This window comes from Streptomyces sp. DT190 (assembly GCF_049846985.1).
Taxonomy (GTDB): domain Bacteria; phylum Actinomycetota; class Actinomycetes; order Streptomycetales; family Streptomycetaceae; genus Streptomyces.
Genome location: NZ_JBNCNM010000001.1, coordinates 700,323 through 724,754 on the forward strand (window position 1 = coordinate 700,323; position 24,432 = coordinate 724,754).

Here is a 24,432-nt window from a genome sequence, read left to right on the forward strand (position 1 = left end):
CGCCACCTCCACCCTCAGAGTTCCCCAGCGCCCGGCGCCCCGCACGGCCGAACGGTCGGTTTGCCCGGTGTCCACCCGGGTACTGCGATGCCTCGTCCCGCCCGCTTCGACGAGGAGGCATATCATGTCCGCCCCCACCGGGTCCCCCGACCGGGTCGCCGTGATCACCGGCGCCGACTCCGGCATCGGCAGGGCCACCGCCGTACGTCTGGCCCGGGCGGGCCTGGACGTCGGCATCACCTGGCACAGCGACGAGAAGGGGGCGCTGGAGACGGCCGAGGAGGTCCGCGCCCACGGACGGCGGGCCGAGGTCGCCCGGATGGACCTCACCCGGCTGCCCGGCGCCGCCGACACGGTCGACGAACTGTGCGAGCGCCTCGGCCGCGTCGACGTGCTGGTCAACAACGCCGGCACCGGCACCATGACGCCCTTCCTGGACCTGGAGCTGTCCCAGGTGCGCGAGGTGCTGGACGTGGACCTCGTCGGGCCGTTCCTGTGCGGCCAGAAGGCGGCGCGGCACATGATCCGGCAGGGCGGCGGCGGGCGGATCGTCAACGTCACCTCCGTCCACGAGCACCAGCCGCGCGTGGGAGCCGCCCCCTACTGCGCCGCCAAGGGCGGACTCGGCCTGCTCACCCAGGTCATGGCCCTGGAACTCGCCGAGCACGGCATCACCGTCAACGCGGTCGCGCCCGGCGAGATCTCCACGCCCATGACCGGGCAGGAGGACACCGACCCGCACACCGAGAGCCGCCCCGGAGTACCGCTGGGCCGGCCCGGCGACGCGCGCGAGGTGGCCGCCGTCATCGCCTTCCTCGCCGGCCCGGACGCCTCGTACGTCACCGGCGCCTCCTGGAGCGTCGACGGCGGGATGCTCCGGATGGGCCCGCAAGCCGGTTCCCATCTGACGAGCCACGAGTGGCGACGGCCGTGAGCGAGCCGCGGTGAGACTGCGCACCACCTCCTGCGACGAGCCCGGATTCCGCCGCGTCCGCCACGGGCGCGGCTTGCGCTACCTCGACACCGACGGCCGGGCGCTGACCGACCCCGGGCACCTCGCCCGGATCAAGGCCCTGGTCATCCCGCCCGCCTGGCGCGACGTGTGGATCTGCCGCCGGCCGAACGGCCACCTCCAGGCCGTCGGCACCGACGACGCCGGGCGCCGGCAGTACCTGTACCACGAGGAGTTCCGCGCCCGGCGGGAGCAGGCCAAGCACGAGCACGTCCGCGAGGTCGCCCGCACCCTGCCCGAGCTGCGCGCCCGGGTCGCCGACGACCTCGCCGGACGCGGCCTGAGCCGGACCCGCGTCACCGCCTGCGCCGTACGCCTGCTGGACCTCGGCTTCTTCCGCATCGGCAGCGACCGGCACACCCGCACCAACGGCAGCTACGGCCTGACGACGATGCTGCGCGAGCACGTCACCTGCGGCCGGGGCGAGATCGGCTTCAGTTACCCGGCCAAGGGCGGCATCGAGCTCGTCCGGGCCCTCGTCGACGACCAGGCGCACGCCGTCGTACGGGCCCTGCTCCGGCGCCGCGCGGACGGGGAGCGGCTGCTGGCGTACTGGGAGGGGCGGGCCTGGCACGAACTGCACAGCTCCGACCTGAACGAGGCGCTGCGCCGGCTGTCCGGGGTCGACATCACGGCCAAGGACTTCCGCACCTGGCACGCCACCGTCCTCGCGGCCGTCGCGCTCGCCGTCATCCCCGAGGCCGCCCGTGACACGGCCGCGGCCCGGCGCCGCCAGGCCGCGCGGGCGGTGCGCGAGGTCAGCCACTACCTGGGCAACACCCCTGCGGTGTGCCGGGCCTCCTACATCGACCCGCGCGTCTTCGAGCTGTTCGAGCAAGGCGAGACGATCGCGCCCGCGCTCACCCGGCTGGGGGAACACGGCGACTTCGGCCGCCCGGCCACGCAGGGGGCCGTCGAGGCGGCCGTCCTGGACCTGCTCCGCGACGGACGCGCGACCCGCGCCGTGGCCGGTTCCGCTCTACGCTCGATGCATGACCGAAAGCGCGAGCCCGTACATATCCCACCCGCGGATCATGGTGCTCGGGGTACAGCCGGGCACACCGCCGTTCCGGATCGTGGAGATCGACGGCCAGGTGGTCGGGGAGGCCAAAGCCGTCACGGACGTCCTCGCGGCCGCGGCCGCGTTCGGCATCACGGTCCACGACCTGGACGACCCGGACGTGGTCCGCTGGGTCGGCGGCGACAAGTTCACCTGGACGGTGCACTAGACCGGCCGGTGCCGGCCCGGGAGCGGGAGTCTGCTGCTTCCTCGGGGGGTGCTGCCTCGGGAAGTGGTACGTCGCCGCCCTGCTCTGCGGGCCGATCCGGGTCGGGCACCACGCGAGCAGGTGACGGCGACGAGGACTGTCTCCAGGCGACGCATTCACGGGCGGGTCAGGCGGCCCGGGGCGTCAGTTCCTCACCGGGGTCTTCTCCGGGTGGGGGCGGCGGGGCTTGCGGGCGTGGACCGCGCGGCTCAGCCTGCGGCCGAGCAGCAGATAGCCGATCAGCGCGCCCGTCGTGTTGAGGATGACGTCGTCGATGTCGAAGGCGCGGCCCGTCACCAGGGCGCCCTGGGCGAACTCCACCAGCAGCATCACCACGGCCGTCAGCAGCAGGACGCGCAGGATGCCACGGGTGCGGGGGGCGACCACGGGGACCAGGATGCCGAAGGGGACGCCCAGCAGGATGTTGCCGCCGATCTGCTTGACGGCGTCGCGCAGTTCCGGCTGGTCGAGGTAGGCCTTCAGCGAGTCGCCCGGCCGCAGATTGGTGTGCGTCAGCGCCTCGGAGGCGGGCGAGGGCTGCAGGGTCAGCCGCGCCAGCACCACGGCGAAGGCGACCATGAACGCGAAGGCGCACAGCGTCGCCAGCAGCCGGAGAGGCCATGGAAGCGGGCGTCGCTCGCTCCCTGACCCCCCGGTACGGGGGCGTGAGGCTGCACCGGCCATGTGTCCTCCAGTCATCAACGTCCCTGCGTGGTACGGCGGTTACCCCGGGAAACGCCGACGATGCCGCCGCTGCCCGTCCCACCGCCGCATTCCCGCCTTCGCCCGGAGCACTCCGGGAAATCGCTGCGGAGCTGCGCGAGGGACCCGGTCAGTTCCCGTACGTGACGCGCACGTCCTTGAAGCCGAGGGAGCGCAGCAGACCTTCCAGCATGCCGGTGGTGTTCGACTCGGCGCGCCTGGTCAGCTCGCTCTCCTTCGCCGCGTCGCCGATGTGCCGGACGGCCAGCTGCTGAACGGCCTGTTCGCCGTTGGGGTTGTCCGAGAAGAGGTCGCCGAGCCGGTCGAAGAGACCGCGCTGCTTGGACACGGCGTAGGAGCGGTCGGGGTCGAGGGCCGGCCTGCCCAGCTGCGCGTGGGGCAGCCGGAGCGTGGCGGACGTGCGGTCGCCGTTGACCTTCACGTCGTTCTCGCCGACCTTGCCCAGGTCGACGTAGGCGTCGACGGTGCCCGCCCCGACGTACAGGGTGCGGGTGCCGCGGATCGCGTCGGGGAGGAACTTGGCGTCCTTCTCCAGGTCGACGACGACCTGGAAGTTGCCGGACGCGGCGTCGTAGCGGCTGATGTCCTGGATGGACTTCAGCAGCGCGGGGCCGGACCGGTCGTGGGTCTCGCTGCCGAACAGGTCCTTCAGGCCCGGGACGACGCTCAGCCGGAGCCCGGCGAAGAACACGACGAGCACCACCACGAGTGCGGTCACCACCTTGGCCCAGCCGGGCATGCGCCTGGGGAGACGCTTGACGGGAGTCGTCATGCGACGGCCCTCCTTCCTACTCACCGCATGCCCACCACATCCCGGGCCAGACCGGTGAGTTGAGGATCGGACGACCCGGCGGAGGCATGCCGGGGCGCACACCCGTCACGGGCGGGGCGTCGCCTCCGGCTGCTCCAGCGCCGCGTCCAGCGTCGGCTGCGGGGGCAGCAGCCGGGACAGGCCGGTGATCCGCAGCACGCGCAGGGTCAGCGGGTGGGAGCAGACGAGCAGCACGGAGCCGTGCCGGTCGAGCACCCGGCTGCGGGCCCGGTACAGCAACCGCAGCCCCGAGCAGTCGAAGAACTCGATCCGGCTGAGGTCGATCACCACCCGGGCGGCGGGCTGGTCGGTCTCCCGGTCCAGGTGCGGGGCGATCTCCGTGGCCGCGGCGAGGTCGATCTCGCCGCGGAACTCCAGCACCGTGTGCCCCCGTTCCTGTCGGACGCGCAGATACCGGGTGAGCGGTGCAGGTTCCTGCCGCACGACGAGATCGCCTCCAGCCTGCTTCGTGCGTGGGGAGGGAGCGGCGGTCCTCACGACCGGTCCCCGCCCTGCAAGTTACCCTCCATCGAGTGAATTTGAGCATGTTCGATTGACATATGTCTTTGAATTACAGGCGAGTTGGCCGAGGTTCGCGCGGGGGCGCACGCGGTCGTGAGCGCGGGCGCGCTGCGGGGGAGCGTGGGACGCCCGGGATGCCGGTGGCGGCCTGGGGCAAGGCGTGCCGGCTCTTCACCAGAGCCTGGTGGGTGATGGGGGCGCCCTTCGCCGGTCCGCGCGCGCCCCCTCACCGCCCTCAGTCGTTCACCAGCACCAGCTTCCCCGTCGTGCGGCCCTTGTCGCCCTCGGCGTGGGCCTCCGCCGCCGCGCTGAGCGGGAAGGTGCCCGCGATCGTGGCACGCAGGGTGCCCGCCTCGGCGAGTCGTCCGATCGCCTCCATGCCCGCGCGGTCGGCGTCCACCAGCATGCGCAGCGCCCTCACGCCCAGCCGCCCGGCCTCCTGGTAGAAGTCGTCCGAGCCGCCCGGCAGGATCGAGACGACCACGCCGCCGGGCCGCAGCACCCGCAGCGAGCGCAGGGAGGTGTCCCCGCCGATCGTGTCCAGCACGACGTCGACGTCCTTCACGGCCGTCACGAAGTCCGTCTCGCGGTAGTCGACCGTCTCGTCCACGCCGAGCTCGCGCAGGAAGTCGTGCTTGCCCGCGCTCGCGGTGCCGATCACGTACGCGCCGCGCTCCTTGGCGATCTGCACCGCCACGTGCCCGACCCCGCCCGCGGCGGCGTGGACCAGCACCCGCTGCCCGGGCTGCACGTCCGCGTACTCGGTCAGCGCCTGCCACGCGGTGAGCGAGACCAGCGGGAGCGCACCCGCCTGGACGTGGTCGATCCCGGCCGGCTTGCGCGCCAGGGCGCGCACCGGCGCGATGACGTACTCGGCGTGCGAGCCGTGCCCGAACGGGTAGGGCAGCATGCCGAAGACCTCGTCACCCGGCACGAACGCCGCCACCCCGATGCCGACCGCCTCCACCACGCCGGAGACGTCCCAGCCGAGGACGAAGGGCGGTCGCCCCAGGAACCCTCCGGTCGCGCGGTGCTTCCAGTCGGTCGGGTTGACCCCGGCGGCCCGCACCCGGACCAGCACCTCGTTCGGCCGCGGCACCGGGCGCTCGATCTCGACTTCCTTGAGGACCTCGGGGCCGCCGAGGACGTCCTGGCTGATGGCTCGCATCGTGTTCTGTGTGCTCATGGTCATCCAGCGTGCCGGTTCCGCCGCCGTCCGCCAATGGCAAGATTGCCAACATTCGATAGGATCCTGTCATGCGGCGTGAGCGAGTGGTGGTCCTGGCCCTGGACGGCGTCTACCCCTTCGAGCTGGGCATCCCCAGCCGGATCCTGGGTGCGGCCGACGGCCGTTACGAGGTGCTGACCTGCTCGGTCGACGGCGGCCCGGTGCGCACCGACGCCGACTTCGGCGTCACCGTGGAGCACGGCCCCGAGGTGCTGGCCACGGCCGGCACGGTGGTGATCGCCCCGGTCGCGCCCGCCCACCTGAGTGACGAGGTGCCCGACGCCGTCCTGGCCGCCCTCGCGCTCGTCCGTCCGGGCACCCGTGTCGTCTCCATCTGCACGGGCGCCTTCGTCCTGGCGGCGGCCGGGCTCCTCGACGGGCGCCGGGCGACCACCCACTGGCAGGTCGCCGATCACTTCCGGCGCCTGTTCCCGCGCGTCGACCTCGACCCGGACGTGCTCTTCGTCGACGACCACCCGTTCCTCACCTCGGCCGGAGCCGCCTCCGGCGTGGACATCTGCCTGCACCTGATCCGCAAGGACCACGGCAGCCGGCTGGCCAACAGCGTGGCGCGCCGCTGCGTGGTCCCCCCGTTCCGCGACGGCGGCCAGGCCCAGTACATCGAGCAGCCCGTCCCCGAGGAGGGCGCCGCGAGCACCGCCGCCACCCGCGCCTGGGCCCTGGAGCACCTCGGCGAACCGCTCACCCTGGCCGACCTGTGCGGCCACGCCCGGATGAGCCAGCGCACCTTCGCCCGCCGCTTCCACGACGAGGTGGGGCTCAGCCCCGGCCGCTGGCTCATCCAGCAGCGCGTCGCCCGGGCCCGGCACCTGCTGGAGGTCAGCGACCTGACCGTGGACCAGATCGCCGGTCTGGTCGGATTCGCGACCGGGGCCTCCCTGCGCCAGCATCTGCACGCGGCGATCGGGGTCTCGCCCCAGGCCTACCGGCGTACGTTCCAGACCGCTCGCTGACGCCTGCACGGCTCACGCCAACTTCCCTGTCAGCAAAGGGACTTTGTCGATCTGTAGCCTTCTCTCGGAGCGTGACGGAACCCTCACTTCCGCCGGGGGCCGAGGTTGATCCTTTTGGCTTCTGACCCGATAAGGTTCCGATCAGCGCTGCGAGTTCGCGACCGCGTCCGGTCGGCTGGCAGTACGTACTCATGAGTGCGACCCGCGCACCCCCCTGTTCGTTCGTGTTGCTCGAAGGATGCAGATGCAACTCGCCACTCCACCACCGGCGGCGCGGCCCCCTGTCGTCTGGTACAGCTGGTGGCTGATGCCGCTGGGCCTGGGAGGCGGGACCGTCGCCGCCACGTTCACGGGTTCGGAGCCGGCCGGCGTGGCCGTCGCCGGAGCCGCGGCCACGGCCGCCGGCGCCGTCTGCGTACGTCTGCTGCTGCGCACCCGGGCCCGGCTGCACGGCGCGGAGCGTTCCTTCCGCACCACGCAGACCGAGCACACCCTGCAGTGGCAGCAGCACGTGGCGGGCCTGGAGCGGAAGTCCGCCGCCGAGCGCGCGGCCCTGGAGTCCCGACTCGCCGAGCAGGACGCCGCCCACGAACGGCTCCTGGCCGACCGGAGCACCGCGTACGAGACGCAGCTCGCCGAGCAGTCCCGGGCCTACGAGGATCGGCTCACCGAGCAGGCCGCCTCCTACGAGGCCCAGCTCGCCGACCAGGCCGAGGTCTGGCGGGAGCAGCTCTTACACCAGATCGCCGCGGTCGCCCGGCTCGCCGACGAGCAACTGCCGGACGCCATGGGCAAGTTGCGCGCCGGCGAGGCCATCGACGACGTCCTGCCGACGGTCGGCCAGTGCGCGAAGGTCGGCGCCGAACTCCAGGCCGAGCTGCGCAAGGTGCTGCGCACCGCCCTGATCGGCCTGGAGGCGGAGTTCGACCGCTCCACCACCGCCGAGCAGGCCGTCATCAGCATCGGCAACCGCATCCACGTCCTGACCAGCAAGTTGCGCGGCCGGCTGCACGAGATGCAGGGCGAGCACGGCAGACTGCCGGCCGTCGCCCGCGGCCTGATGGAGCTCGACCAGGAACTCGGCCCCGCCGACTCGCTCGCCGCCAGCATCGGGGTGCTCGGCGGTTCGGACCGGCCCGGCCGCCAGTGGCAGGAACCGCAGCGGCTGCTGAGCGTGGTGCGCGGCGGCATCGGCCGGATCAAGGACTTCCACCGGGTCCAGGTGCGCCACCTGCCCGAACTCGGCGTCGACGGCGGCCTCGTGGACCACCTCACGCTGATCTTCGCCCACCTCCTGGACAACGCGGCCCGCTACTCGCCGCCCACCGAGCCGGTGCTCATCTCCGGCAGGGAGGTGCCCAACGGCGTCGGCATCGAGATCCAGGACTCCGGCAAGGGCCTGAGCGAGGAGAAGAAACGGGAGGCCGAGCACGCCCTCGCGGGCATGGCGCCCGGCGCGGGCCTCGGCGGCATCACCGAGGACGCCAGCATCGGCCTGCGCGTGGTCGGCACCCTCGCCCGCCGCTACGGCATCCGCGTCACCTTTGCGGACTCGCCCTGGCTCGGCACCTCCGTGGTCGTCGTCGTCCCGCACAAGTACTTCAGCCCGCTGCCCTCGGCCCCGGCCGCCCCGGCCGTGTCCGGGTCCGGCACCGCCGCCGCGCCCCGGACCGGGGGAGGCACCCCGGCGCCGCCCGCGTCCGGGCCGGCCGCCGGCGCCGCCGAGACGACTCCCGGCGGACTGCCGAGGCGCCGCAGCAGGCGGAACGGCACGGACGACGCGCCGAAACAGCCCGAGCGCGACGACCGGGCCGACCGGACGGCGGTCGCCGTCGTGCCGCCGGACGCCTCCTTCTCCGGTCTCGCCGCCTTCGCCACCGCCGGACGTGACGCCGCGGCGGCCTCACCGGCGACCGACGACCGTGACCTCCCCGCCGGACGCGAGTCCACCGAGCACCGCACCGAAGAGAGCGACTAGTCCTCATGACGCAGCAAGGAACAGACGTGAGCTGGGCGCTCCGCGATCTCGTCGAGAGCATCAAGGAGATCCGTTTCGCCCTCGTGGCCTCCAGCGACGGCAAGGCCATCACCTCCTACGGCGCCGACGACCCCGACGACGTCGACCGCTTCGCCGCCGTGGTGGCCGGACTGCAGGCCCTGGCCCAGCCGGTCGCCGAGCAGTTCCCCCGGTACGCCGGGCAGTTGCGCCTGGCGATGATCGAGGTCGACGGCGGGCACCTCTTCGTCGTGCGCGCCGGCGTGGAGACGTACCTCGGCGTCCTCGCGCGCGAGGGCCTCGACCAGGGGCTGCTCGGGCACCAGATGAGGGACCTGGCCCGCAGGATGGGTGAGCTCCTCGGCACCACCGCGCGCCTGGAGGAGCACTCTGGATGAGTGCTCCCCGCAGGCCGTCCGACCCGTCCGGTCTGGAGCGCTACTACGTCCTCACCGGCGGGCGCAGCGGGCCGGGCGGTTCGGCGGCGGGCCTCGACGTGGCGACCCTGGTCGTCGCCCGCGCCGCCCCCTTACCGGGCATGCAGCACGAGCACGAGGAGATCCTCCGGCGCTGCCGCACTCCGCTGTCGGTCGCCGAACTCGGCGCCCATCTGGGGCTGCCCTTCAACATTCTCGCGGTGCTGCTGTCGGACCTGCTGGACGCAGGTCGCGTCGAAGCCCGTAACCCCATCCCGGCGCACGCCGCCGGCCGCGGGCCCGACCTGGCGCTCCTCGAGGAGGTACTCAGTGGACTTGAAAGGCTTTGACGGACCCGGAGAGCCGGCGGCCGGGGAGACCCGCTCCGTGAAGGTGATGATCGCCGGCGGGTTCGGCACCGGGAAGACCACCATGGTCCGGTCGGTCAGCGACATCAGGCCCCTCACCACCGAGGAGACCCTCACCGAGGCCAGCGCCGGCGTCGACCGGCTCCTCGGGGTCTCCGGCAAGACGCAGACCACCGTCAGCCTGGACTTCGGCAAGATCGGCCTCAACGAGAGCCTCGTGCTGTACCTGTTCGGCACGCCGGGCCAGGAGCGGTTCTGGTTCCTGTGGAACGGGCTGTTCAAGGGGGCGCTCGGTGCCGTGGTGCTGGTGGACACCCGGCGGCTGGAGTCCAGTTTCCGGGCGATCGAGGAGATGGAGCGCCAGGAGGTCCCCTTCGTCGTCGCCCTGAACGTCTTCCCGGACTCCCGCCACCACCCGGTCCAGGAGATCCGGGACGCCCTGGACATCCCCGAGCACACCCCGGTCGTCGCCTTCGACGCCCGCGACCGCTCCTCCAGCAGGGACGTCCTCGTCGCGCTGATCCACCACCTGAAGGACCGCGCGGCCGTGGCCCTGGAGGCCCGATGAGCGAGGCGACCGGGCGTCCCCCCGGGGCTCCCAGCGGCTGCCCCGTCGCCCACCACGGGGCCGGTCCGGCCCGGCTGTACGGCCCGGAGGCGGCGACCGACCCGCACGGCATCTACGAGCGGCTGCGCGCGCAGCACGGCTCGGTGGCGCCCGTCCTGCTCGAAGGGGACGTGCCCGCCTGGCTGGTCCTCGGCTACCGCGACAACCGGCGGGTGCTGGACAACCCCCGCCAGTTCAGCCGGGACGCCCGGATCTGGCGGGACTGGGCCGAGGGCCGGGTCGAGGAGACCTCGCCGCTGATCCCGATGCTGGGCTGGAGGCCGGACTGCGTCTCCCAGGACGGCGAACCGCACCGCAGGCTGCGCGCCGCCGTCACCGACGGGCTCCAGGCCGCCGCCGCCCGGGGGGTCAGGCGCCACGCGACCCACTTCGCGAACAAGCAGATCGACGCGTTCGCCGACGCCGGACGCGCCGACCTCGTGCGGGACTACGCCGAGTACCTGCCGATGCTCGTGCTCTCTCGCCTCCTCGGGCTCCCCGAGGGGGAGGGGCGCGACCTGGTCGAGTCCTGCGCCCTGGTCCTCAAGGGCGGCGAGGACGCGCTCGCGCACGACGAGCGCATCAGGGAGATCCTCGGCCGGCTCGCCGAGCGCAAGCGGGCCGAACCGGGCGGTGACCTGACCACCGCCCTCCTGCGGCACCCCGCGGACCTCGACGAGGACGAGGTGGTCAGCCATCTGCGTCTGGTGCTGATCGCCGGACACACCACGACCAGCAACCTGCTGGCCCGGGTGCTGCAGCTGATCCTCACCGACACCGCCCGGCTGTCCGGGCTGATCGGCGGGCAGCTGAACATCTCCGCCGTCGTGGAGGAGGTCATGTGGAACAGCCCGCCGCTGGCCGTGCTGCCGGGCCGGTTCGCCGCCGGTGACCTGGAGCTGGGCGGCCATCGGATCCAGGAGGGCGACCTGCTGGTGCTGGGCCTCGCCGCGGGCAACGCCGACCCCGAGATCCGGCCCGACTCCGGTGTCTCGGTGCAGGGCAACCAGGCGCATCTGGCGTTCAGTTCGGGCCCGCACGAGTGCCCCGGGCAGGGCATCGGCCAGTCCGTGATCGAGATCGCCGTGGACGTCCTGCTGCACCGTCTGCCGGGCCTGGCCCTCGCGGTCGCCCCGGAGGAGCTCGCCTCGACCGCCTCCACGTGGGAGTCGCGGCTGGACAGCCTGCCGGTGGAGTTCCCCGTCTGACCGCGCGGCGGTGGTGCCCGGACGTCCGCCCCCACGCCGGGCACCACCGCCGGGTCAGACGGTCAGCAGGTCGTCCACCGAGCCCCGCCCGGCCAGCTCGGCCGTGGCCACCGGGCCGTCCTTCGCCGCCGCGTAGCGGCCGGTGGTCAGCGCCCACTCGTAGTTGCCGCTGATCCAGTGCTGCACGGCCGCCACCCCCATCCGCACCCGCTCGCGCTCCGCCTCGTCGAGCCGCAGCTCGTCGCACATCCGGGGCACACGCGCCTGGAGTTCGAGGTACGCGTCGAGGCGGCCGGTCGTCATCCGGTACGCCTCGTCGGTCGCCTCCTGCCAGGAGCAGCCGCGTTCCCGGCGGAGCACGGCGATGAGGTTGTGACCGTCGCCGCGGCGCTTCTCCCGCTCGAAGGAGTGGATGTCGTTCATGAAGCCGATGGTGTCGGCGGCCAGATCGCGCATCCGCTCCATCACCGGGTGGGCCGCCGCCTGCGCCGGCACCTCGAAGCCGCGGCTGCGCTCGCCCGCGTCGATGCTGTGGTGGATGCCGACCGTACGGCGCCGGAACGCGGTGTACTCGTCGAGCCCGAGGGTGCCCTCCAGCCCCCGGGCGGCCAGGTCGACCTCCTCGCAGTGCGCGACCAGGAAGCGGCCCCAGGACGCGGCGAAACGCGTCTGCCAGGTCAGGGACATGCCATGCGAGAGATGCTTCCAGACCTCCGCCCAGGCGACGGTGATCGGGCACACGACCCGGGGCGGTGTGCCGGCCGGCCGCAGGGGCGTGACGATCAGCTCCCGCGCGACCTCCGCTATGCGGTCGGCCCGGTCGGGCCGGCCGGCGTCGAACTGGTCGTCGAAGAGGAAGGCCAGCGAGAACCAGTTCATCAGCACGACCATGTCGTCCGCCGACGCGTGCGGATAGGTACGGGCGGCGGCCTGCGGCAAATCCCAGGACCGGTACTCCTCGAACCCCTCCCGGCTGCGGACCAGGCGCATCTCCCACACCCAGCGCAGATGGCGGGCCCGGGCATACTCCAGATGCTCGCTCACGGGGGTCTCGAAGGGCAGGTCGAACCGGACGTCCTGAGGCATGTGCTTCCTTTCGGGGAACGGACCGCAGAGCCCCCCGACCCCTGCGAGCGGACGGCAGGCTCGCACCGCCCGCACACTCGAACTCCGCTTCCCGGTACGAAAGTTGAACCGAGAAGCGGTACCAGGCTCCCCAGGGCGGGAACCGGCCATTCCGCCGCCCCGTCGTGATCTTGGTTACTGTGCGGAACACCCGGGCCGCGTACACTCCCACGCCCTGCCTCTCCTCCGCGTGGTGCCCCGGCGGGTGCAGGCCCGGCGGGAGGCCGACGAATCGGGCGGCCGCGAACTGATGCGCGACGGACGGTGGTTGAACACCGACTGAATCCGCCGGTCCGGGATATCCGCAAGGTACGGGCCCGCGAGGCACGACCGCCCCGCGGCCGGAATCCTGCGGAGGAGACATGGCACTGGTGAAAGCGGGGGTCCTCGTGCTCGACTGCGCCGAGCCCGAGAAACTCGCCGTGTTCTACAAGGAACTGCTGGACGGAGAGGAGTCGGACGCCACCGCCAACCGGGTGGAGATCCGCACCGCCGACGGCTTCCGGATCGCACTGCGCCGGGACGTCAACGCCACCCCGCCCAGCTGGCCGCGCCCGGAGAACTCCCTCCAGGCCCACCTGGAGTTCGTCGTCGACGACCTCGACGCGGTGGAACGCCGGGTCGTCAGCCTCGGCGGCCGCCCCCTGGAGGCCAAGGACGCCTCCGGCCCCCTGGAGGAGCGTGGCTACGCCGACCCGGCCGGCCACTCCTTCACCCTGCGCCGCACCGCCCCGACGGCACCGAAGCAGGGCTGACCCCGGCACGGGGACGGCACGGGACGGCCCCGCCCGGCACGGAGCCGGGCGGGGCCGCTCGTCGTCGCTGCCGCGCGGGTCAGTCCCGGCCGCCCTTCTCGCCGACCGGCCAGGTGCCGGTCGACCGCTCGATCGCCTTGGCGCCCGCGCGGTCCACGGCGCTGCGCACCACGGCGAAGATGGCACCCTGGATCGCGGCGGCCAGCAGGACCTCGCCCCAGCCGCGGTCCTTGTCCAGCGCGTCGGGCGCGTCCTCCTCGTGCCGGATCGCCATCCAGGTCTTGCGGAAGGCGAGTCCGGCCAGCCAGCCGCCCGACCAGCCGAGCACGAACCCGAGCGGCTGGTAGGCGAGGGACATCTTCTTCTTCTTGGCCACGGGGATCTCCTTGGTGACAGTGGATCGTTTCGAGTGGGGTCAGGGGGTGTGCGCCGCCGGGATCCGCTCCTCGGCGCGGACCGGCCCGGGCGGGGTGCCGTCGCTGAACGGCCGGCCGCCCAGCTCCTCGCGGTGGTGCGGGCTCCGCCAGCCGGACAGGTCCGGCCCCAGCGGCACGACACGGGTGGGGTTGATGCCCGTGTGCACCTGGTAGTAGTGCCGTTTGATGTGGTCGAAGTCGACCGTGTCGCCGAACCCGGGCGTCTGGTAGAGGTCGCGCGCGTACCCCCACAGCACCCGGTTCTCCGTCAGCTTCCAGCGGTTGCACTTGAAGTGGCCGTGGTAGACCGCGTCGAAGCGGACCAGCGTGGTGAACAGCCGGATGTCCGCCTCGGTGATCGTATCCCCGACGAGGTAGCGCTGCCGTTCCAGCCGGGCCGCGAGCAGCTCCAGCCGCCGGAACACTCCCGCGCAGGCGGCCTCGTACTCCTCCTGCCCGGTGGCGAAGCCCGCCCGGTACACGCCGTTGTTGACGTCCTCGTAGACGTCCGCCATCACCTCGTCGATCTCGTCGCGCAGCCGCTCCGGGTACAGGTCGGGTGCCCCCGGCCGGTGCAGGGCCGTCCACTCGGTCGCGAGGTCGAGCGTGAACTGCTGGTAGTCGTTGGTGACCAACTGCCCGCTGGGGACGTCCACGAGCGCCGGCACGCTGACCCCGCCCGGATAGTCCTTCTCCCGGCGGTCGTAGGCCTCACTCAGATAGCGGATGCCGAGGACCGGGTCGCGGCCGTCCTCGTCCAGCGTGAAGCGCCAGCTGCGGTCGTCCTGGATCGGATCGGCGACGGCCAGCGACAGCGCGTCCTCCAGGCCGAGCAGCCGCCGGGAGACCAGCGACCGGCTCGCCCACGGGCAGGCCCGGCTGACGACCAGGCGGTAGCGGCCGGCCTCCACCGGCCAGCCGTCCCGGCCGTCCGCCGTGACCCGGTCCGCGAAGTGCGCCTTGGACCGCTTGAACCTCCTCCTCCCGTAGGCGGCGTTGCCGTCGTCGCCGTCGTCGCGGCTCATGGGGGTGACCTCCTTGCCGTACGTGTTCCCTGGTGAACGCGTTCCCCGTTTTCCGCGGACGGCACGGTGTGAGCACCGCCGACCGGGGCAATCGGCGGAGGTGACTGAAGAAGCATCTGATCGCAGGACCCGCGTCACCGTGCTGGTGGCGCTCGCTGCCAACCTGGTGATCGCGGCCGCCAAGGCCGTCGGCGGTCTCGCCGCGGGATCACCCGCCCTGCTGTCGGAGGCGGCCCATTCGGTGGCCGACAGCCTGAACGAGGTGTTCCTGCTCGCGGCCCTGCGCCGCAGCCGCCGCCCCGCCGACCGGCGGCACCCCTTCGGCTACGGCAAGGAGCGGTTCTTCTGGTCGCTCCTCGCGGCCGTCGGGATCTTCGTGATGGGCGGCTGCTTCTCGTTCTTCCAGGGCATCGAGGCCCTGACGAGCGGGTCGGAGGAGGATCTCGGCGGCTATGTCGCCGGACTCGTCGTGCTCGGGATCGCCCTCCTCGCGGAGGGCGGTTCTCTGCTGCGCGCGCTGTACCAGGTGCGCGGGCAGGGCGGCGCGCGGGAGGGCCTGCGCGATCCGGCCCTGCGGACGGTCGTGGCGGAGGACGGCACCGCGGTGCTCGGCGTCACGCTGGCGATCGTGGGCATGGCACTGCACATGGCCACCGGGCAGGTGGTGTGGGAGGCGGGCGCCTCGCTGGCGATCGGCGCGCTGCTGGTCTACGTCGCCTACCGGCTGGGCCGCGAGGCCCGCGACCAGCTGATCGGCGAGGCGGCCGACCCGGAGGCGAGCGGCCGGATCCGGGCGTTGCTGCAGGCGCAGCCCGAGATAGACAGCGTGGAGGCGCTGTTCACGATGAAGACGGGCCTCGACTCGACCCTGGTGGCGGCCCGGGTCGATCTGATGCCGGGGCTGGACAGCGAGCGCGTCGAGGAGGTCGCCGTCCGCATCAAGCGCTCCATCGCCAGCACGGTGCCCGAGGCCGGCCAGATCTTCCTCGACGTCACGGACCGTCGTCTCGGGCGCGAGGCAGCCGAAAGCCCCGCCGCGACGGGGGAGCGCGGCGGGGCCTGACCCACGCGTGCCCTGCCGGCGGGACTTCATGCACCCGGGCGGGAAGTTTCCCGCCGGCTGTCCGCACGGGGCAGCCGGCGCACCGGGGGAGGAGCCCGCGCGGGGGCGTTCTCAGCCCTCCTCGACCGGCTCCAGGACGAACACCGGGATCTCCCGGTCGGTCTTCCGCTGGTAGTCGGCGTACGCCGGGTAGGCCGCGACGGCGCGCTCCCACCACTGCGCCTTCTCCGCGCCCGTGACCTCACGGGCCGTCATGTCCTGCCGGACGGGGCCGTCCTGGAGCTCGGCCCGCGGGTCGGCCTTGAGGTTGAAGTACCAGACGGGATGCTTGGGCGCGCCGCCCAGGGAGGCCACCGCGGCGTAACGCCCCTCGTGCTCCACGCGCATCACCGGCGTCTTGCGCAGCTTCCCGCTCCGGGCACCCCGGGTCGTCAGGACGACCACCGGCAAGGTCGTGCCCTGCAGCGTCGTCCCCTGCGTGCCGCCGGAGCTCTCGTACAGCTCCACCTGCCGGCGCACCCATTCGGTCGGGCTCGGTTCGTACTCGCCCTCGAGAGGCATGGCATCCGTCCCATCGTCGTGTCCACGGCTGACTGACTGGTGACTGCAACACGCGCACGCCCGGGAATCATCCGGCCCGGTGCGGGCGTCTCAGCCCGGCGTCACCGCCATCCGCACGGCCAGCGCCGTCATCACCCCGCTCGCGACGAGCGCCGTCATCAGCCGGCCCCGGGGCCCGGTCAGGGCCCGGCCCAGCAGCGCACCGCTGCCGGCGAGCAGCACCTGCCAGCTCGTGGACGCCGCGAAGGCGGCCAGCACGAACACGCCCTGCTCCCACGGCCCCGCCGGATGCGAGGCCTGCGACCCGAGCACGAGCGCGGCGAAGTAGATCACCGTGGTGGGGTTGAGCAGGGTGATGCCGAGCAGTCCGAGGAACGCCCGGGCGGGACCCGGGGGAGCGGGGGCCGTGCGGGTGGCGAGCCGGTGGCCCCGGTACGCGCGCAGCGCGCCGACCGCGCCCCACACGGCGAGAGCGAGCAGCACCAGCACGCAGATCCAGCGCAGCGGTCCGAGGACCGGTCGCAGCGCGGCGGCCAGGGCCGTCCCGCCGAGCGTGGCGGCCAGGGCGTAGATCCCGTCGGCGGTGGCGACGCCGAGGGCGGCGCAGACACCGGTGCGCAGGGAGGTGCGGGCGGTCAGGCTGACGAGGTAGGTGCCGACGGCGCCCACGGGGACGGCGATGCCGTATCCGGCGAGCAGCCCGGCGACGAGCGCGGCGGTCACGACCGGGGCACTGCCGGCCCTCCGGGGCGGCCGGACCGCTGCTGTCGGCGCGCGGCAGAGGCGGCGGCGGACAGCGGCAGGGAGGCGTCGTAGTCGGGCATGGCCGGATCCTGCGCTCCGGGCCGCCGTCCCGGCAACCGGTTTTCGCTGCCGCGCCGGTGTCTTGGGCGCGTTCTCGGCCGAGCCGGTGCCCGAGGCGGCCGGCCGCACCCGCCGTTCGAACTGGAAGACGGCGTTCCCCGGCCAACTTGCACGTCACCCCCGACATGGCCGAACTTACCGTCGCTCCATAGGTGCCTCGGGCATCTAATGAGGAGCGGCACGACGCACACTTCGTCTGCGAGGTCTTCATGACGGAAACGACCGCACCCGTCGCCTTCCCCCAGAGCCGGACCTGCCCCTACCACCCGCCCACCGCCTACGAGCCGCTGCGCGCGGAGCGCCCCCTGACCCGTGTCACCCTCTACGACGGCCGCGAGGCCTGGCTGGTCAGCGGACACGCCACCGCCCGCGCGCTGCTGGCCGACCCCCGGCTGTCGTCCGACCGCGACCGGCCCGGCTTCCCCGCGACCACGCCGCGCTTCGCCGGGTTCCGCAACCGCAGGACCGCCCTGCTGGGCGTCGACGACCCCGAGCACCGCGCCCAGCGGCGCATGGTCGCCGGGGACTTCACCCTCAAACGGGCCGTCGCACTCAGGCCCCGCATCCAGCAGATCGTCGACGAGCGCCTCGACGCGATGATCGCCCAGGGGCCGCCCGCCGACCTGGTGAGCGCCTTCGCGCTGCCGGTCCCGTCCATGGTGATCTGCGCCCTGCTCGGCGTCTCGTACGACGACCACGACTTCTTCGAGGCCCAGTCGCGGCGGCTGCTGCGCGGCCCCGGAGCGGCCGAGGTGCTGGACGCCCGGGAGCAACTGCAGACGTACTTCGGCAAGCTCGTCGACCGCAAGCGCGAGAGCCCCGGCACGGGTCTGCTGGACGACCTGGTCCAACGGCAGCCGGGCGAGGGCGGACTCGACCGCGAGGGCCTGATCGCCCTGGCCCTGATCCTGCTGGTCGCCGGCCACGAGACCACCGCCAACATGATCTCCCTGGGCACCTTCACCCTGCTCCGGCACCCCGAACGGCTGGCGGAGCTGCGCGCCGACCCGGGGCTGGTGCCCGCCGCGGTGGAGGAGCTGATGCGGCTGCTGTCGATCGCGGACGGCCTGCTGCGCACGGCCGTCGAGGACATCGAGGTGGCCGGGACGACGATCCGCGCGGGGGACGGCGTGGTCTTCGCGACCTCGGTCATCAATCGTGACGAGACGGTCTACGCCGACCCGGACACGCTCGACTGGAACCGCCCGGCCCGCCACCACGTCGCCTTCGGGTTCGGCATCCACCAGTGCCTCGGCCAGAACCTGGCCCGGGCGGAACTGGAGATCGCCCTGCGCACCCTCTTCGACCGGTTGCCCACCCTGCGCCTGGCCGCTCCGGCCGAGGAGATCCCCTTCAAACCGGGCGACACGATCCAGGGGATGCTGGAACTCCCCGTGACCTGGTAAGAGGCTTCCGCACATGCGCATCGACATCGACAAGGACGTCTGCATCGGCGCGGGCCAGTGCGCCCTGGCCGCCCCGGACGTGTTCACCCAGGACGACGACGGCTACAGCACCCTGCTGCCCGGCCGGCAGGACGGCGGCGACAGCCCGCTGCTGCGGGAGGCGGCCCGCGCCTGCCCGGTGAGTGCCATCACCGTGTCGGAGACGGTGGGCTGACCACGGGCCCCGGGCGGCGCGCGGGAGCGCCCGTCGCCCGGGGGGCGGTCGACAGGGCGCTGCCCCGCTCCCGGACGGGCGCCTCGGCCCGGCCGGCGCGTCGCTCACGCGGCCCGCAGCAGCAGCCGGGCGGCCTCCCTCGCCTCGGTCGCGGGCCGCGCGTCGCCGGTGATGCCCGCCGTGACCATCGCGCCCTCGGCCAGCAGGAACAACTGCCCGCCGGCCGCGGCGGGCAGCCCCGCCGCGGCGGCGAGGGAGTCGAGGTACTCCCGGAACGCCCGCTTGTGCGCCCGCACCAGCTCCGCCACCGGCGCGGACGTCGCCCCCAGTTCGCCGTAGGCGTTGATCCACGCGCAGCCCCGGAAACCGGGTTCGGCGAACCACAGGCCCAGCCAGTCGAACACGGCCAGGATCCGCTCCGGCGCCCCCTCGTGCTCCTCGACGTACGCGGCCAGCCGCCCGCGCCAGCGCGTGTCGCGCCGCTCCAGATACGCCTGCACCAGTCGCTCCTTCGCCGGGAACAGCTGGTAGAGCCGCTTGAGCGAGACCCCGGACGCGCCGCGCACGTCGTCCATGCCGACGGACTGCACGCCCCGCCCGTAGAAGAGCTCCTCGGCGGCGTCCAGCGCCCGCTCCCGGGCCACCGAACTGTCCATGTGCGACCACTCCTTGACGAGAGAACGTGCGTTCTCCTACGGTAGCAGCCGTGTGGAGAACGCTCGTTCTCCTGCGTGCCCGGGAGGACACATGACCGACCGCCCGCCCCTGCCGCCCTTCACCCGCGAGACGGCGGCACAGAAGGTGCAGGCCGCCGAGGACGCCTGGAACACCCGCGACCCCCACAAGGTCGCCCTCGCCTACACGGAGGACTCCGTCTGGCGCAACCGCGACACCTTCCTCACCGGCCGCGCCGAGATCGTCGCGTTCCTCACCGGGAAGTGGGCCCGCGAGCGGGACTACGCCCTGCGCAAGGACCTGTGGGCCTTCGACGGCAACCGCATCGCCGTCCGCTTCCAGTACGAGTCCCGCGACGCCGACGGACAGTGGTGGCGCTCCTACGGCAACGAGCTGTGGGAGTTCGACGAGCACGGCCTGATGGCCCGCCGCGAGGCGAGCATCGACGACCTGCCGATCGAGGAGCAGGAGCGCCGCATCCACGGCCCGCGGCCGGACCGGGAGCGCGGGCGGACCTTCCCGCTCAGATGACTCCCACCGGCTCCCGAGGCACCTTCCGGTCCCGGCGGCCCGCGAGGTCACTAGGGTTTCGGGGATGACCCGACAGCCCGCCCCCAAGCCCTTCCTCCACGTCGTCGTCTGCGCCGCCGGCATCGCCGCCGGGGTCGGCGAACTCGTCACCGCCGCGCAGGAACGGGGCTGGGAGGTCGGGGTCGTCGCGACGCCGGTCGCCATGAACGGCTTCTTCGACACCGCCGCCGTGGCGGCCCGCGCCGGCCGCCCGATCCGGTCCGCCTGGCGCTCCCCGGGCGAGCCCCGCCCGTTCCCGGCGCCCGACGCCGTCGTCGTCGCGCCCGCCACCTTCAACACCGTCAACAAGTGGGCGGCGGGCATCGCCGACACCCTCGCGCTCGGCACCCTCTGCGAGGCGGCCGGCTTCGGCGTGCCCATCGCCGTCCTGCCGTGCGTGGCCGGCGCGCTGGCGGCCCACCCCGCCTACCGGGCCTCGCTCGAACGGCTGGGCGGGATGGGCGTGCGCTTCGGCGAGCCGTACACGGGAGAGCCGGCCCCGGACGGCGGGCTGCCGGAGTTCGGCTGGGAACGGGCGCTGGACCTGGTCGAACGCGCCCGGGGTCAGGAGCAGCCGACCGTCGGCCCCTCCACCATGCCGCCGGTGAACAGCGCCTGCCCGCGCGGCATCCAGTAGCCCAGCTTCGACACCACCGTCGAACAGGCCGACGCCAGGCGCACCGTCACCCGCACGGTGGCCGGACGCCCCGGCTGCAGGTCGGTGAGCGCGCAGTCCACCGCGTACCTCAGCCGGTCGAGCGACGGGGCCCGGCCGACGAGCGGATTGACGCACCGGGCGTCCGCCGTGCTGATCCGCACCCCGCTGCTCTCCTCGCCGATCAGCCCGAACCGCGCGCTGCCGTCGCCCTGTTCGCTGTCGCGGTACACCCGGTAGGTCAGCGTGGTGGTGGTGCCCGGACGCAGGGTGTGCCGGTCGACCTCGACCCGGTGGGTGGGCCGCTGCTTCGGCGCGGTCAGGGTGAGCCTGGCCCGGACCGTGCCGCGCAGGTCCACACCCGCGGGCGTGGACCGCACGTGCACGGAGGCGGTGACGTCGTAGCTGCCCGGGCCGGGGTACGGCTGGGAACCGGGGAGCGTCCCGGAGGCCACGGTCGCGCCGTCGCGCCGCGCCGTCCAGCTGCCGGAGGTCAGGCACGCGTACCGCACGGACGTCCCGGGGCGGCGGCAGGAGGCCGGCGCCGAGACGGCCATCACCGGTGTGCCGCTGCCCGCGCAGAGACTGACCACGGCCCGCGCGCCGCCCGCGCCCCGCAGCACGCCCGCGGGCGCGCACAGCGTCGCCGGTCCCTCCGCCGCCGGTGCCTCGCCCGCCGATGTCCCGGCCACCGATGTCCCGGTGGCGGAGGCCTCGGCCCGGACGTCGGCCGGCGGCGGCACCGGCCGGCTCCAGGCGCCGAACAGAAGCGTGGCGGAGACCGCGGCCGCCCCGGTCAGGATCCTGAGTGTCCTCCGTCGTGCCGCCATGTGTCCTCCGGTACGCGACCGACCGGCCGGGCGCCGGTCACCTGCGCCGAGGATGCGGCAGCGGCCGGGCCGCCCCGCCGCTCCCACGCCGGTCGGTCACCTGAGGGCAGCAACCGCCGGGCGGCCGCCCGAGGGCCCGGCTTGGAGCGCACACCAGCACGTACGGTGGCCGTGGAAACCGTCCCGAAGGCAGGAGCGACAACGATGCAGTACGTGAAGCTCGGTTCGACGGGCCTGGACGTCTCGCGGATCTGTCTGGGGTGCATGACCTACGGTCTGCCCGACCGCGGCACGCACGAGTGGACCCTCGACGAGGAGGCCTCCCGCCCGCTGATCCGGCAGGCGGTCGAGGCGGGCATCAACTTCTTCGACACCGCCAACGTCTACTCCGACGGCACCAGCGAGGAGATCGTCGGCCCGGCCCTGCGCGACTTCGCCCGCCGCGACGAGATCGTGCTGGCGACGAAGGTGAACGGCCGGATGCGCCCCGGGCCGAACGGCGGCGGGCTGTCCCGCAAGGCGATCCTCACCGAGCTCGACCACAGCCTCGCCCGCCTCGGCACGGACTACGTCGACCTCTACCAGATCCACCGCTTCGACCCGCACACCCCGGTCGAGGAGACGATGGAGGCGCTGCACGACGTCGTCAAGGCCGGCAAGGTCCGCTACATCGGCGCCAGTTCGATGTACGCCTGGCAGTTCTCCAAGATGCAGTACACGGCGCGGCTCAACGGCTGGACCCGCTTCGTCTCCATGCAGAACCACTACAACCTGATCTACCGCGAGGAGGAGCGCGAGATGCTGCCCCTCTGCGCCGACCAGGGCGTGGGCGTCCTGCCCTGGAGCCCGCTCGCCCGCGGCCGCCTCACCCGCGACTGGGACACGCGGACCGGCCGCAGCGCCACCGACACCTTCGGCAGCACCCTCTACCACGAGGGCGACCGCGCGATCGTCGAGGCGGTCACCCGGATCGCCGAGGCCCGGGGCGTCCCGCGCGCCCGGGTCGCCCTGGCCTGGCTGCTGCACCAGCCCACGGTGACGGCCCCGATCGTCGGCGCCGCCAGGCCGCACCACCTCACGGACGCGGTGGCGGCGGTGGAACTGGAGCTCGGCGACAAGGAACTGGAGGAACTGGGGCGCCCCTACGCCCCGCACCCCGTCGCCGGTCACTGACCTAGTGGGGCCCCTGCGGTGCGAACTCCGTGCCGCAGGGGCCCGCGCCCTCGCTCTCCGGCAGCACCACCCGTGCCCCGCTCATCGACAGGGTGCGGTAGAACGCCCCGATCCGCTCGGCCGACCGCCCCACGTAGTGCCCGATGAACGACCGCCGGAAGCGGTCCCGCGTACGGTTCGGCTGCGAGCCGTGCACCAGACTGCCGTTGAAGAACAGCACGTCCCCCGGCCGCATGTCGACGGGCACGGACTCCAGCCCCGGCGGCGGCGGAACGTACTCCCGCGCGAAGGACACGTCCTCGTCGGCGAGCTCCGGGCAGAACAGGTCCATGCGGTGCGTGCCCGGCACGACCTCCAGCCCGCCGTTGTCCCGGTCGATCACATCGCAGGCCACCCACGCCGCCACACACGTGCCCGGCTCGACCCGCAGGTAGAAGTTGTCCTGGTGCAGCGCCTGCCCCCGGGCGCCCGGCGGCTTGAAGTAGAACATGCTCTGCGCGGCCAGCACCTCCTCCCCGAGCAGCGCCTCCAGCACGGTCCGCAGCCGGGCGTCCAGCAGGACCTCACGGGCCAGGCCGTCGATCTCGTGCGGATGCATCACCCGCGGCCAGACGTGCAGCGGATCCGCCTCCGGCCCCGAGGCGCGCGGCTGGAAGTGCCCGGGCACCGGACCGGCCTCGCGCAGCGCCGCGAACCGCCCGCACAGCCGGTCGATCTCGCCGGCCCCGAACAGCCCCCGGACGACCGTGAAGCCGTCCTCCTCGAAGTCCGCCCGGTTTCGCCGGAGCCCGGCGTGGTCCAGGATGGGAGCGCCGGTGGCGCCGTTGCCCGTGACGGTCATGAAGCCACTCCTTCATCGGTGTCTGCCGGTCCTCACGCTAGGCCGCCGCGTCGTGGAGGAGGATGCCCGTGCGTGCTTACGGATTGCCCGGCACTGCTGCGCGGGGAGACGGCGGGGACCCGGCCCCGCCGCCCGGCCTGGTCGTGCTCGGCCACTTCGACCAGTCCTCCGGCTACGCGGTCGACCGGCCGCACGGCTCCCCGAGTTGGCTCCTCACCTGGACCACGGGGGGCCGGGGTCACCTGTGGCAGGGCGGTGTGCGGGCCCCGGCCGGCCCGGGTGACCTCGTCGTGCTCGCCCCGGGTGTCCCGCACGGCTACGCGGTCGGGCCCGCGGCCCGGCACTGGCGGTTCTGGTGGGCGCACTGCCAGGCCCGTCCGGCGTGGACCGCGTGGCTGCGGCCGTACGGCACCGGCGACGGGCTGTACACCGTCCCCTCGGTCCCGGCCGCACTGCACGACCGGGTCGGCGCGGCCTTCCGGCGGATGCACGCCGACGCCCGCTGGACCGGGACCGGCGCACCGCCCGGCGCGGACGCGGACTCCCCGGACGGCCAGGTCGCCGTCGCGCACGGCAGCGCCGCACGCGAACTCGCCCTGTGCGCCCTGGAGGAGATCGTCGTCCTGGTCACCGCCGCCGCCCGCCCGCCGGTGGCACGGCCGGGTCTGGACGAGCGGATCCGCCGGGCCGAGGAACTGATCGCCGCCGACCCGGGTGCCGCGCACACCGTCCGCTCACTGGCCGAGGACGTCGCCCTGTCACCGTCCCGCTTCGCCCACCTGTTCACCAGGCAGCTCGGCCACTCGCCCATGCGGGCCCTGCGCGAGGCCCGGCTGCGGCACGCGGCCCGCCTGCTGGAGAACACCGACCTGCCCGTGGAACGCGTCGCCGCGGCCTCGGGTTTCGCCAGCCCCTTCCACTTCAACCGGGTCTTCCGGGAGCGCTACGGGATACCGCCCGGTGCCTACCGGGCCCGTCACTGAATCGGGTAAGGAAGCGGAAATCTCTTTCCCCGCACCGGCTGACATTTTGTCAAAAGGCCCTGCGCGCGCACGCAATGCACGAAACCGCGAGATCCCTTGTTCCCTGTCGCTGACCTGTGCAAAGGTGTGCCGTGCCGGCGTGC

28 protein-coding genes and 1 pseudogene are annotated in these 24,432 nt (G+C 73.3%); 17 read left to right on the top strand and 12 right to left on the bottom strand.

The window, feature by feature from the left end; genetic code table 11:
- Positions 1-124 precede the first annotated feature (124 nt).
- The 3 genes and pseudogenes from ACPXCS_RS02975 (at position 125) to ACPXCS_RS02985 (ending at position 2,241) form a co-directional block, all read left to right on the top strand.
- The gene (locus tag ACPXCS_RS02975; RefSeq protein WP_425946342.1) at positions 125-934 is read left to right on the top strand and encodes an SDR family oxidoreductase; all 810 of its coding nucleotides are present in this window, start codon (positions 125-127) and stop codon (positions 932-934) included.
- 10 nt (positions 935-944) lie between these two features.
- Positions 945-1,955, top strand: a pseudogene (locus tag ACPXCS_RS02980) (DNA topoisomerase IB); the annotation flags it as partial.
- Between the two features lie 49 nt (positions 1,956-2,004).
- Positions 2,005-2,241 (top strand): hypothetical protein, encoded by a 237-nt coding sequence (locus ACPXCS_RS02985; RefSeq protein ID WP_274821561.1) that lies wholly within the window; start codon positions 2,005-2,007, stop codon positions 2,239-2,241.
- Between the two features lie 183 nt (positions 2,242-2,424).
- Here ACPXCS_RS02985 and ACPXCS_RS02990 read toward each other — a convergent pair whose 3' ends face one another.
- The 4 genes from ACPXCS_RS02990 to ACPXCS_RS03005 form a co-directional block, all read right to left on the bottom strand.
- Complete coding sequence (locus tag ACPXCS_RS02990; protein WP_425946343.1) at positions 2,425-2,964, bottom strand: VanZ family protein; 540 nt, start codon at positions 2,962-2,964, stop codon at positions 2,425-2,427.
- A 148-nt stretch (positions 2,965-3,112) separates the two neighbouring features.
- Positions 3,113-3,775, bottom strand: a complete 663-nt coding sequence (locus tag ACPXCS_RS02995) for a DUF4230 domain-containing protein (protein WP_425946344.1) — start codon at positions 3,773-3,775, stop codon at positions 3,113-3,115.
- A 105-nt stretch (positions 3,776-3,880) separates the two neighbouring features.
- Entirely contained in the window at positions 3,881-4,258 is a 378-nt protein-coding gene (locus ACPXCS_RS03000) for an anti-sigma factor antagonist (RefSeq protein ID WP_425946345.1), read from the bottom strand.
- 313 nt (positions 4,259-4,571) lie between these two features.
- The gene (locus ACPXCS_RS03005; RefSeq protein ID WP_425946346.1) at positions 4,572-5,522 is read right to left on the bottom strand and encodes an NADP-dependent oxidoreductase; all 951 of its coding nucleotides are present in this window, start codon (positions 5,520-5,522) and stop codon (positions 4,572-4,574) included.
- A 71-nt stretch (positions 5,523-5,593) separates the two neighbouring features.
- Between ACPXCS_RS03005 and ACPXCS_RS03010 the strand changes: the two genes are divergently transcribed.
- The 6 genes from ACPXCS_RS03010 to ACPXCS_RS03035 all read left to right on the top strand — a co-directional run bounded on the left by ACPXCS_RS03010 (position 5,594) and on the right by ACPXCS_RS03035 (position 11,133).
- Positions 5,594-6,538, top strand: coding sequence for a GlxA family transcriptional regulator (locus ACPXCS_RS03010; protein WP_425946347.1), 945 nt, complete (start codon positions 5,594-5,596; stop codon positions 6,536-6,538).
- Between the two features lie 244 nt (positions 6,539-6,782).
- Complete coding sequence (locus ACPXCS_RS03015; RefSeq protein WP_425946348.1) at positions 6,783-8,516, top strand: ATP-binding protein; 1,734 nt, start codon at positions 6,783-6,785, stop codon at positions 8,514-8,516.
- Positions 8,517-8,521: 5 nt separating this feature from the next.
- Complete coding sequence (locus ACPXCS_RS03020) at positions 8,522-8,932, top strand: roadblock/LC7 domain-containing protein (protein ID WP_425946349.1); 411 nt, start codon at positions 8,522-8,524, stop codon at positions 8,930-8,932.
- Positions 8,929-9,300 carry a DUF742 domain-containing protein gene (locus ACPXCS_RS03025; RefSeq protein ID WP_425946350.1) on the top strand — a complete coding sequence of 124 codons (372 nt, stop codon included), beginning with the start codon at positions 8,929-8,931 and terminating at the stop codon, positions 9,298-9,300. Before ACPXCS_RS03020 ends, ACPXCS_RS03025 begins: the two co-directional genes overlap by 4 nt.
- A complete protein-coding gene (locus ACPXCS_RS03030) occupies positions 9,281-9,886 on the top strand; it encodes a GTP-binding protein (RefSeq protein WP_425946351.1) in 606 nt (201 codons plus the stop codon). Before ACPXCS_RS03025 ends, ACPXCS_RS03030 begins: the two co-directional genes overlap by 20 nt.
- Positions 9,883-11,133: a cytochrome P450 gene (locus ACPXCS_RS03035; protein WP_425946352.1), complete on the top strand. Its 1,251-nt coding sequence runs from the start codon at positions 9,883-9,885 to the stop codon at positions 11,131-11,133. The genes ACPXCS_RS03030 and ACPXCS_RS03035 overlap by 4 nt, the downstream gene beginning before the upstream one ends.
- A gap of 54 nt (positions 11,134-11,187) precedes the next feature.
- Here ACPXCS_RS03035 and ACPXCS_RS03040 read toward each other — a convergent pair whose 3' ends face one another.
- On the bottom strand, positions 11,188-12,219 hold the full coding sequence (locus ACPXCS_RS03040) for a 7-epi-alpha-eudesmol synthase (RefSeq protein ID WP_425946353.1): 1,032 nt from the start codon (positions 12,217-12,219) through the stop codon (positions 11,188-11,190).
- 401 nt (positions 12,220-12,620) lie between these two features.
- On the opposite strand from ACPXCS_RS03040, the gene ACPXCS_RS03045 reads away from it, so the two are divergent.
- Positions 12,621-13,013, top strand: a complete 393-nt coding sequence (locus tag ACPXCS_RS03045; RefSeq protein ID WP_425946354.1) for a VOC family protein — start codon at positions 12,621-12,623, stop codon at positions 13,011-13,013.
- 79 nt (positions 13,014-13,092) lie between these two features.
- Here ACPXCS_RS03045 and ACPXCS_RS03050 read toward each other — a convergent pair whose 3' ends face one another.
- Complete coding sequence (locus tag ACPXCS_RS03050; protein ID WP_031108703.1) at positions 13,093-13,389, bottom strand: DUF4235 domain-containing protein; 297 nt, start codon at positions 13,387-13,389, stop codon at positions 13,093-13,095.
- A 39-nt stretch (positions 13,390-13,428) separates the two neighbouring features.
- Positions 13,429-14,454 carry a glutathione S-transferase family protein gene (locus ACPXCS_RS03055; protein WP_425946355.1) on the bottom strand — a complete coding sequence of 342 codons (1,026 nt, stop codon included), beginning with the start codon at positions 14,452-14,454 and terminating at the stop codon, positions 13,429-13,431.
- A gap of 139 nt (positions 14,455-14,593) precedes the next feature.
- Between ACPXCS_RS03055 and ACPXCS_RS03060 the strand changes: the two genes are divergently transcribed.
- Positions 14,594-15,517 carry a cation diffusion facilitator family transporter gene (locus tag ACPXCS_RS03060; RefSeq protein WP_425946423.1) on the top strand — a complete coding sequence of 308 codons (924 nt, stop codon included), beginning with the start codon at positions 14,594-14,596 and terminating at the stop codon, positions 15,515-15,517.
- 111 nt (positions 15,518-15,628) lie between these two features.
- Here ACPXCS_RS03060 and ACPXCS_RS03065 read toward each other — a convergent pair whose 3' ends face one another.
- Together ACPXCS_RS03065 and ACPXCS_RS03070 are read right to left on the bottom strand one after the other, a co-directional pair.
- Entirely contained in the window at positions 15,629-16,078 is a 450-nt protein-coding gene (locus ACPXCS_RS03065) for a nitroreductase family deazaflavin-dependent oxidoreductase (protein ID WP_425946356.1), read from the bottom strand.
- Between the two features lie 90 nt (positions 16,079-16,168).
- Positions 16,169-16,801, bottom strand: a complete 633-nt coding sequence (locus ACPXCS_RS03070) for a LysE/ArgO family amino acid transporter (protein WP_425946357.1) — start codon at positions 16,799-16,801, stop codon at positions 16,169-16,171.
- 350 nt (positions 16,802-17,151) lie between these two features.
- Here ACPXCS_RS03070 and ACPXCS_RS03075 point away from each other — a divergent pair, with 350 nt between their 5' ends.
- Together ACPXCS_RS03075 and ACPXCS_RS03080 are read left to right on the top strand one after the other, a co-directional pair.
- The gene (locus ACPXCS_RS03075) at positions 17,152-18,348 is read left to right on the top strand and encodes a cytochrome P450 (protein WP_425946358.1); all 1,197 of its coding nucleotides are present in this window, start codon (positions 17,152-17,154) and stop codon (positions 18,346-18,348) included.
- A 13-nt stretch (positions 18,349-18,361) separates the two neighbouring features.
- Complete coding sequence (locus ACPXCS_RS03080) at positions 18,362-18,562, top strand: ferredoxin (protein WP_425946359.1); 201 nt, start codon at positions 18,362-18,364, stop codon at positions 18,560-18,562.
- 104 nt (positions 18,563-18,666) lie between these two features.
- On the opposite strand, the gene ACPXCS_RS03085 is transcribed toward ACPXCS_RS03080, so the two are convergent.
- Positions 18,667-19,218, bottom strand: a complete 552-nt coding sequence (locus ACPXCS_RS03085; RefSeq protein ID WP_425946360.1) for a TetR/AcrR family transcriptional regulator — start codon at positions 19,216-19,218, stop codon at positions 18,667-18,669.
- Positions 19,219-19,309: 91 nt separating this feature from the next.
- Here ACPXCS_RS03085 and ACPXCS_RS03090 point away from each other — a divergent pair, with 91 nt between their 5' ends.
- Complete coding sequence (locus ACPXCS_RS03090) at positions 19,310-19,768, top strand: nuclear transport factor 2 family protein (RefSeq protein WP_425946361.1); 459 nt, start codon at positions 19,310-19,312, stop codon at positions 19,766-19,768.
- Positions 19,769-19,832: 64 nt separating this feature from the next.
- Positions 19,833-20,444 carry a flavoprotein gene (locus tag ACPXCS_RS03095; RefSeq protein ID WP_425946362.1) on the top strand — a complete coding sequence of 204 codons (612 nt, stop codon included), beginning with the start codon at positions 19,833-19,835 and terminating at the stop codon, positions 20,442-20,444.
- On the opposite strand, the gene ACPXCS_RS03100 is transcribed toward ACPXCS_RS03095, so the two are convergent.
- Positions 20,372-21,292: a hypothetical protein gene (locus ACPXCS_RS03100; protein ID WP_425946363.1), complete on the bottom strand. Its 921-nt coding sequence runs from the start codon at positions 21,290-21,292 to the stop codon at positions 20,372-20,374. The two genes, ACPXCS_RS03095 and ACPXCS_RS03100, sit on opposite strands and share 73 nt — an antisense overlap.
- 204 nt (positions 21,293-21,496) lie before the next feature.
- On the opposite strand from ACPXCS_RS03100, the gene ACPXCS_RS03105 reads away from it, so the two are divergent.
- Positions 21,497-22,465, top strand: coding sequence for an aldo/keto reductase (locus ACPXCS_RS03105; protein ID WP_425946364.1), 969 nt, complete (start codon positions 21,497-21,499; stop codon positions 22,463-22,465).
- Position 22,466: 1 nt separating this feature from the next.
- Here ACPXCS_RS03105 and ACPXCS_RS03110 read toward each other — a convergent pair whose 3' ends face one another.
- Positions 22,467-23,306, bottom strand: coding sequence for a phytanoyl-CoA dioxygenase family protein (locus ACPXCS_RS03110; protein WP_425946365.1), 840 nt, complete (start codon positions 23,304-23,306; stop codon positions 22,467-22,469).
- A 62-nt stretch (positions 23,307-23,368) separates the two neighbouring features.
- Here ACPXCS_RS03110 and ACPXCS_RS03115 point away from each other — a divergent pair, with 62 nt between their 5' ends.
- Positions 23,369-24,289: a helix-turn-helix domain-containing protein gene (locus ACPXCS_RS03115; RefSeq protein WP_425946366.1), complete on the top strand. Its 921-nt coding sequence runs from the start codon at positions 23,369-23,371 to the stop codon at positions 24,287-24,289.
- Positions 24,290-24,432 lie beyond the last annotated feature (143 nt).

Excerpts from the sequence above, each read along its gene's own strand:
- ACPXCS_RS03065 (WP_425946356.1), bottom strand. The coding sequence starts at position 16,078 with ATGCCTCTCGAGGGCGAGTACGAACCGAGCCCGACCGAATGGGTGCGC.
- ACPXCS_RS02975 (WP_425946342.1), top strand. The coding sequence starts at position 125 with ATGTCCGCCCCCACCGGGTCCCCCGACCGGGTCGCCGTGATCACCGGC.
- ACPXCS_RS03075 (WP_425946358.1), top strand. The coding sequence starts at position 17,152 with ATGACGGAAACGACCGCACCCGTCGCCTTCCCCCAGAGCCGGACCTGC.
- ACPXCS_RS02985 (WP_274821561.1), top strand. The coding sequence starts at position 2,005 with ATGACCGAAAGCGCGAGCCCGTACATATCCCACCCGCGGATCATGGTG.
- ACPXCS_RS02990 (WP_425946343.1), bottom strand. The coding sequence starts at position 2,964 with ATGGCCGGTGCAGCCTCACGCCCCCGTACCGGGGGGTCAGGGAGCGAG.
- ACPXCS_RS03080 (WP_425946359.1), top strand. The coding sequence starts at position 18,362 with ATGCGCATCGACATCGACAAGGACGTCTGCATCGGCGCGGGCCAGTGC.
- ACPXCS_RS03115 (WP_425946366.1), top strand. The coding sequence starts at position 23,369 with ATGCCCGTGCGTGCTTACGGATTGCCCGGCACTGCTGCGCGGGGAGAC.
- ACPXCS_RS03110 (WP_425946365.1), bottom strand. The coding sequence starts at position 23,306 with ATGACCGTCACGGGCAACGGCGCCACCGGCGCTCCCATCCTGGACCAC.
- ACPXCS_RS02995 (WP_425946344.1), bottom strand. The coding sequence starts at position 3,775 with ATGACGACTCCCGTCAAGCGTCTCCCCAGGCGCATGCCCGGCTGGGCC.
- ACPXCS_RS03090 (WP_425946361.1), top strand. The coding sequence starts at position 19,310 with ATGACCGACCGCCCGCCCCTGCCGCCCTTCACCCGCGAGACGGCGGCA.
- ACPXCS_RS03045 (WP_425946354.1), top strand. The coding sequence starts at position 12,621 with ATGGCACTGGTGAAAGCGGGGGTCCTCGTGCTCGACTGCGCCGAGCCC.
- ACPXCS_RS03055 (WP_425946355.1), bottom strand. The coding sequence starts at position 14,454 with ATGAGCCGCGACGACGGCGACGACGGCAACGCCGCCTACGGGAGGAGG.
- ACPXCS_RS03085 (WP_425946360.1), bottom strand. The coding sequence starts at position 19,218 with ATGGACAGTTCGGTGGCCCGGGAGCGGGCGCTGGACGCCGCCGAGGAG.
- ACPXCS_RS03095 (WP_425946362.1), top strand. The coding sequence starts at position 19,833 with ATGACCCGACAGCCCGCCCCCAAGCCCTTCCTCCACGTCGTCGTCTGC.
- ACPXCS_RS03035 (WP_425946352.1), top strand. The coding sequence starts at position 9,883 with ATGAGCGAGGCGACCGGGCGTCCCCCCGGGGCTCCCAGCGGCTGCCCC.
- ACPXCS_RS03005 (WP_425946346.1), bottom strand. The coding sequence starts at position 5,522 with ATGAGCACACAGAACACGATGCGAGCCATCAGCCAGGACGTCCTCGGC.
- ACPXCS_RS03015 (WP_425946348.1), top strand. The coding sequence starts at position 6,783 with ATGCAACTCGCCACTCCACCACCGGCGGCGCGGCCCCCTGTCGTCTGG.
- ACPXCS_RS03025 (WP_425946350.1), top strand. The coding sequence starts at position 8,929 with ATGAGTGCTCCCCGCAGGCCGTCCGACCCGTCCGGTCTGGAGCGCTAC.
- ACPXCS_RS03020 (WP_425946349.1), top strand. The coding sequence starts at position 8,522 with ATGACGCAGCAAGGAACAGACGTGAGCTGGGCGCTCCGCGATCTCGTC.
- ACPXCS_RS03010 (WP_425946347.1), top strand. The coding sequence starts at position 5,594 with ATGCGGCGTGAGCGAGTGGTGGTCCTGGCCCTGGACGGCGTCTACCCC.
- ACPXCS_RS03100 (WP_425946363.1), bottom strand. The coding sequence starts at position 21,292 with ATGGCGGCACGACGGAGGACACTCAGGATCCTGACCGGGGCGGCCGCG.
- ACPXCS_RS03105 (WP_425946364.1), top strand. The coding sequence starts at position 21,497 with ATGCAGTACGTGAAGCTCGGTTCGACGGGCCTGGACGTCTCGCGGATC.
- ACPXCS_RS03040 (WP_425946353.1), bottom strand. The coding sequence starts at position 12,219 with ATGCCTCAGGACGTCCGGTTCGACCTGCCCTTCGAGACCCCCGTGAGC.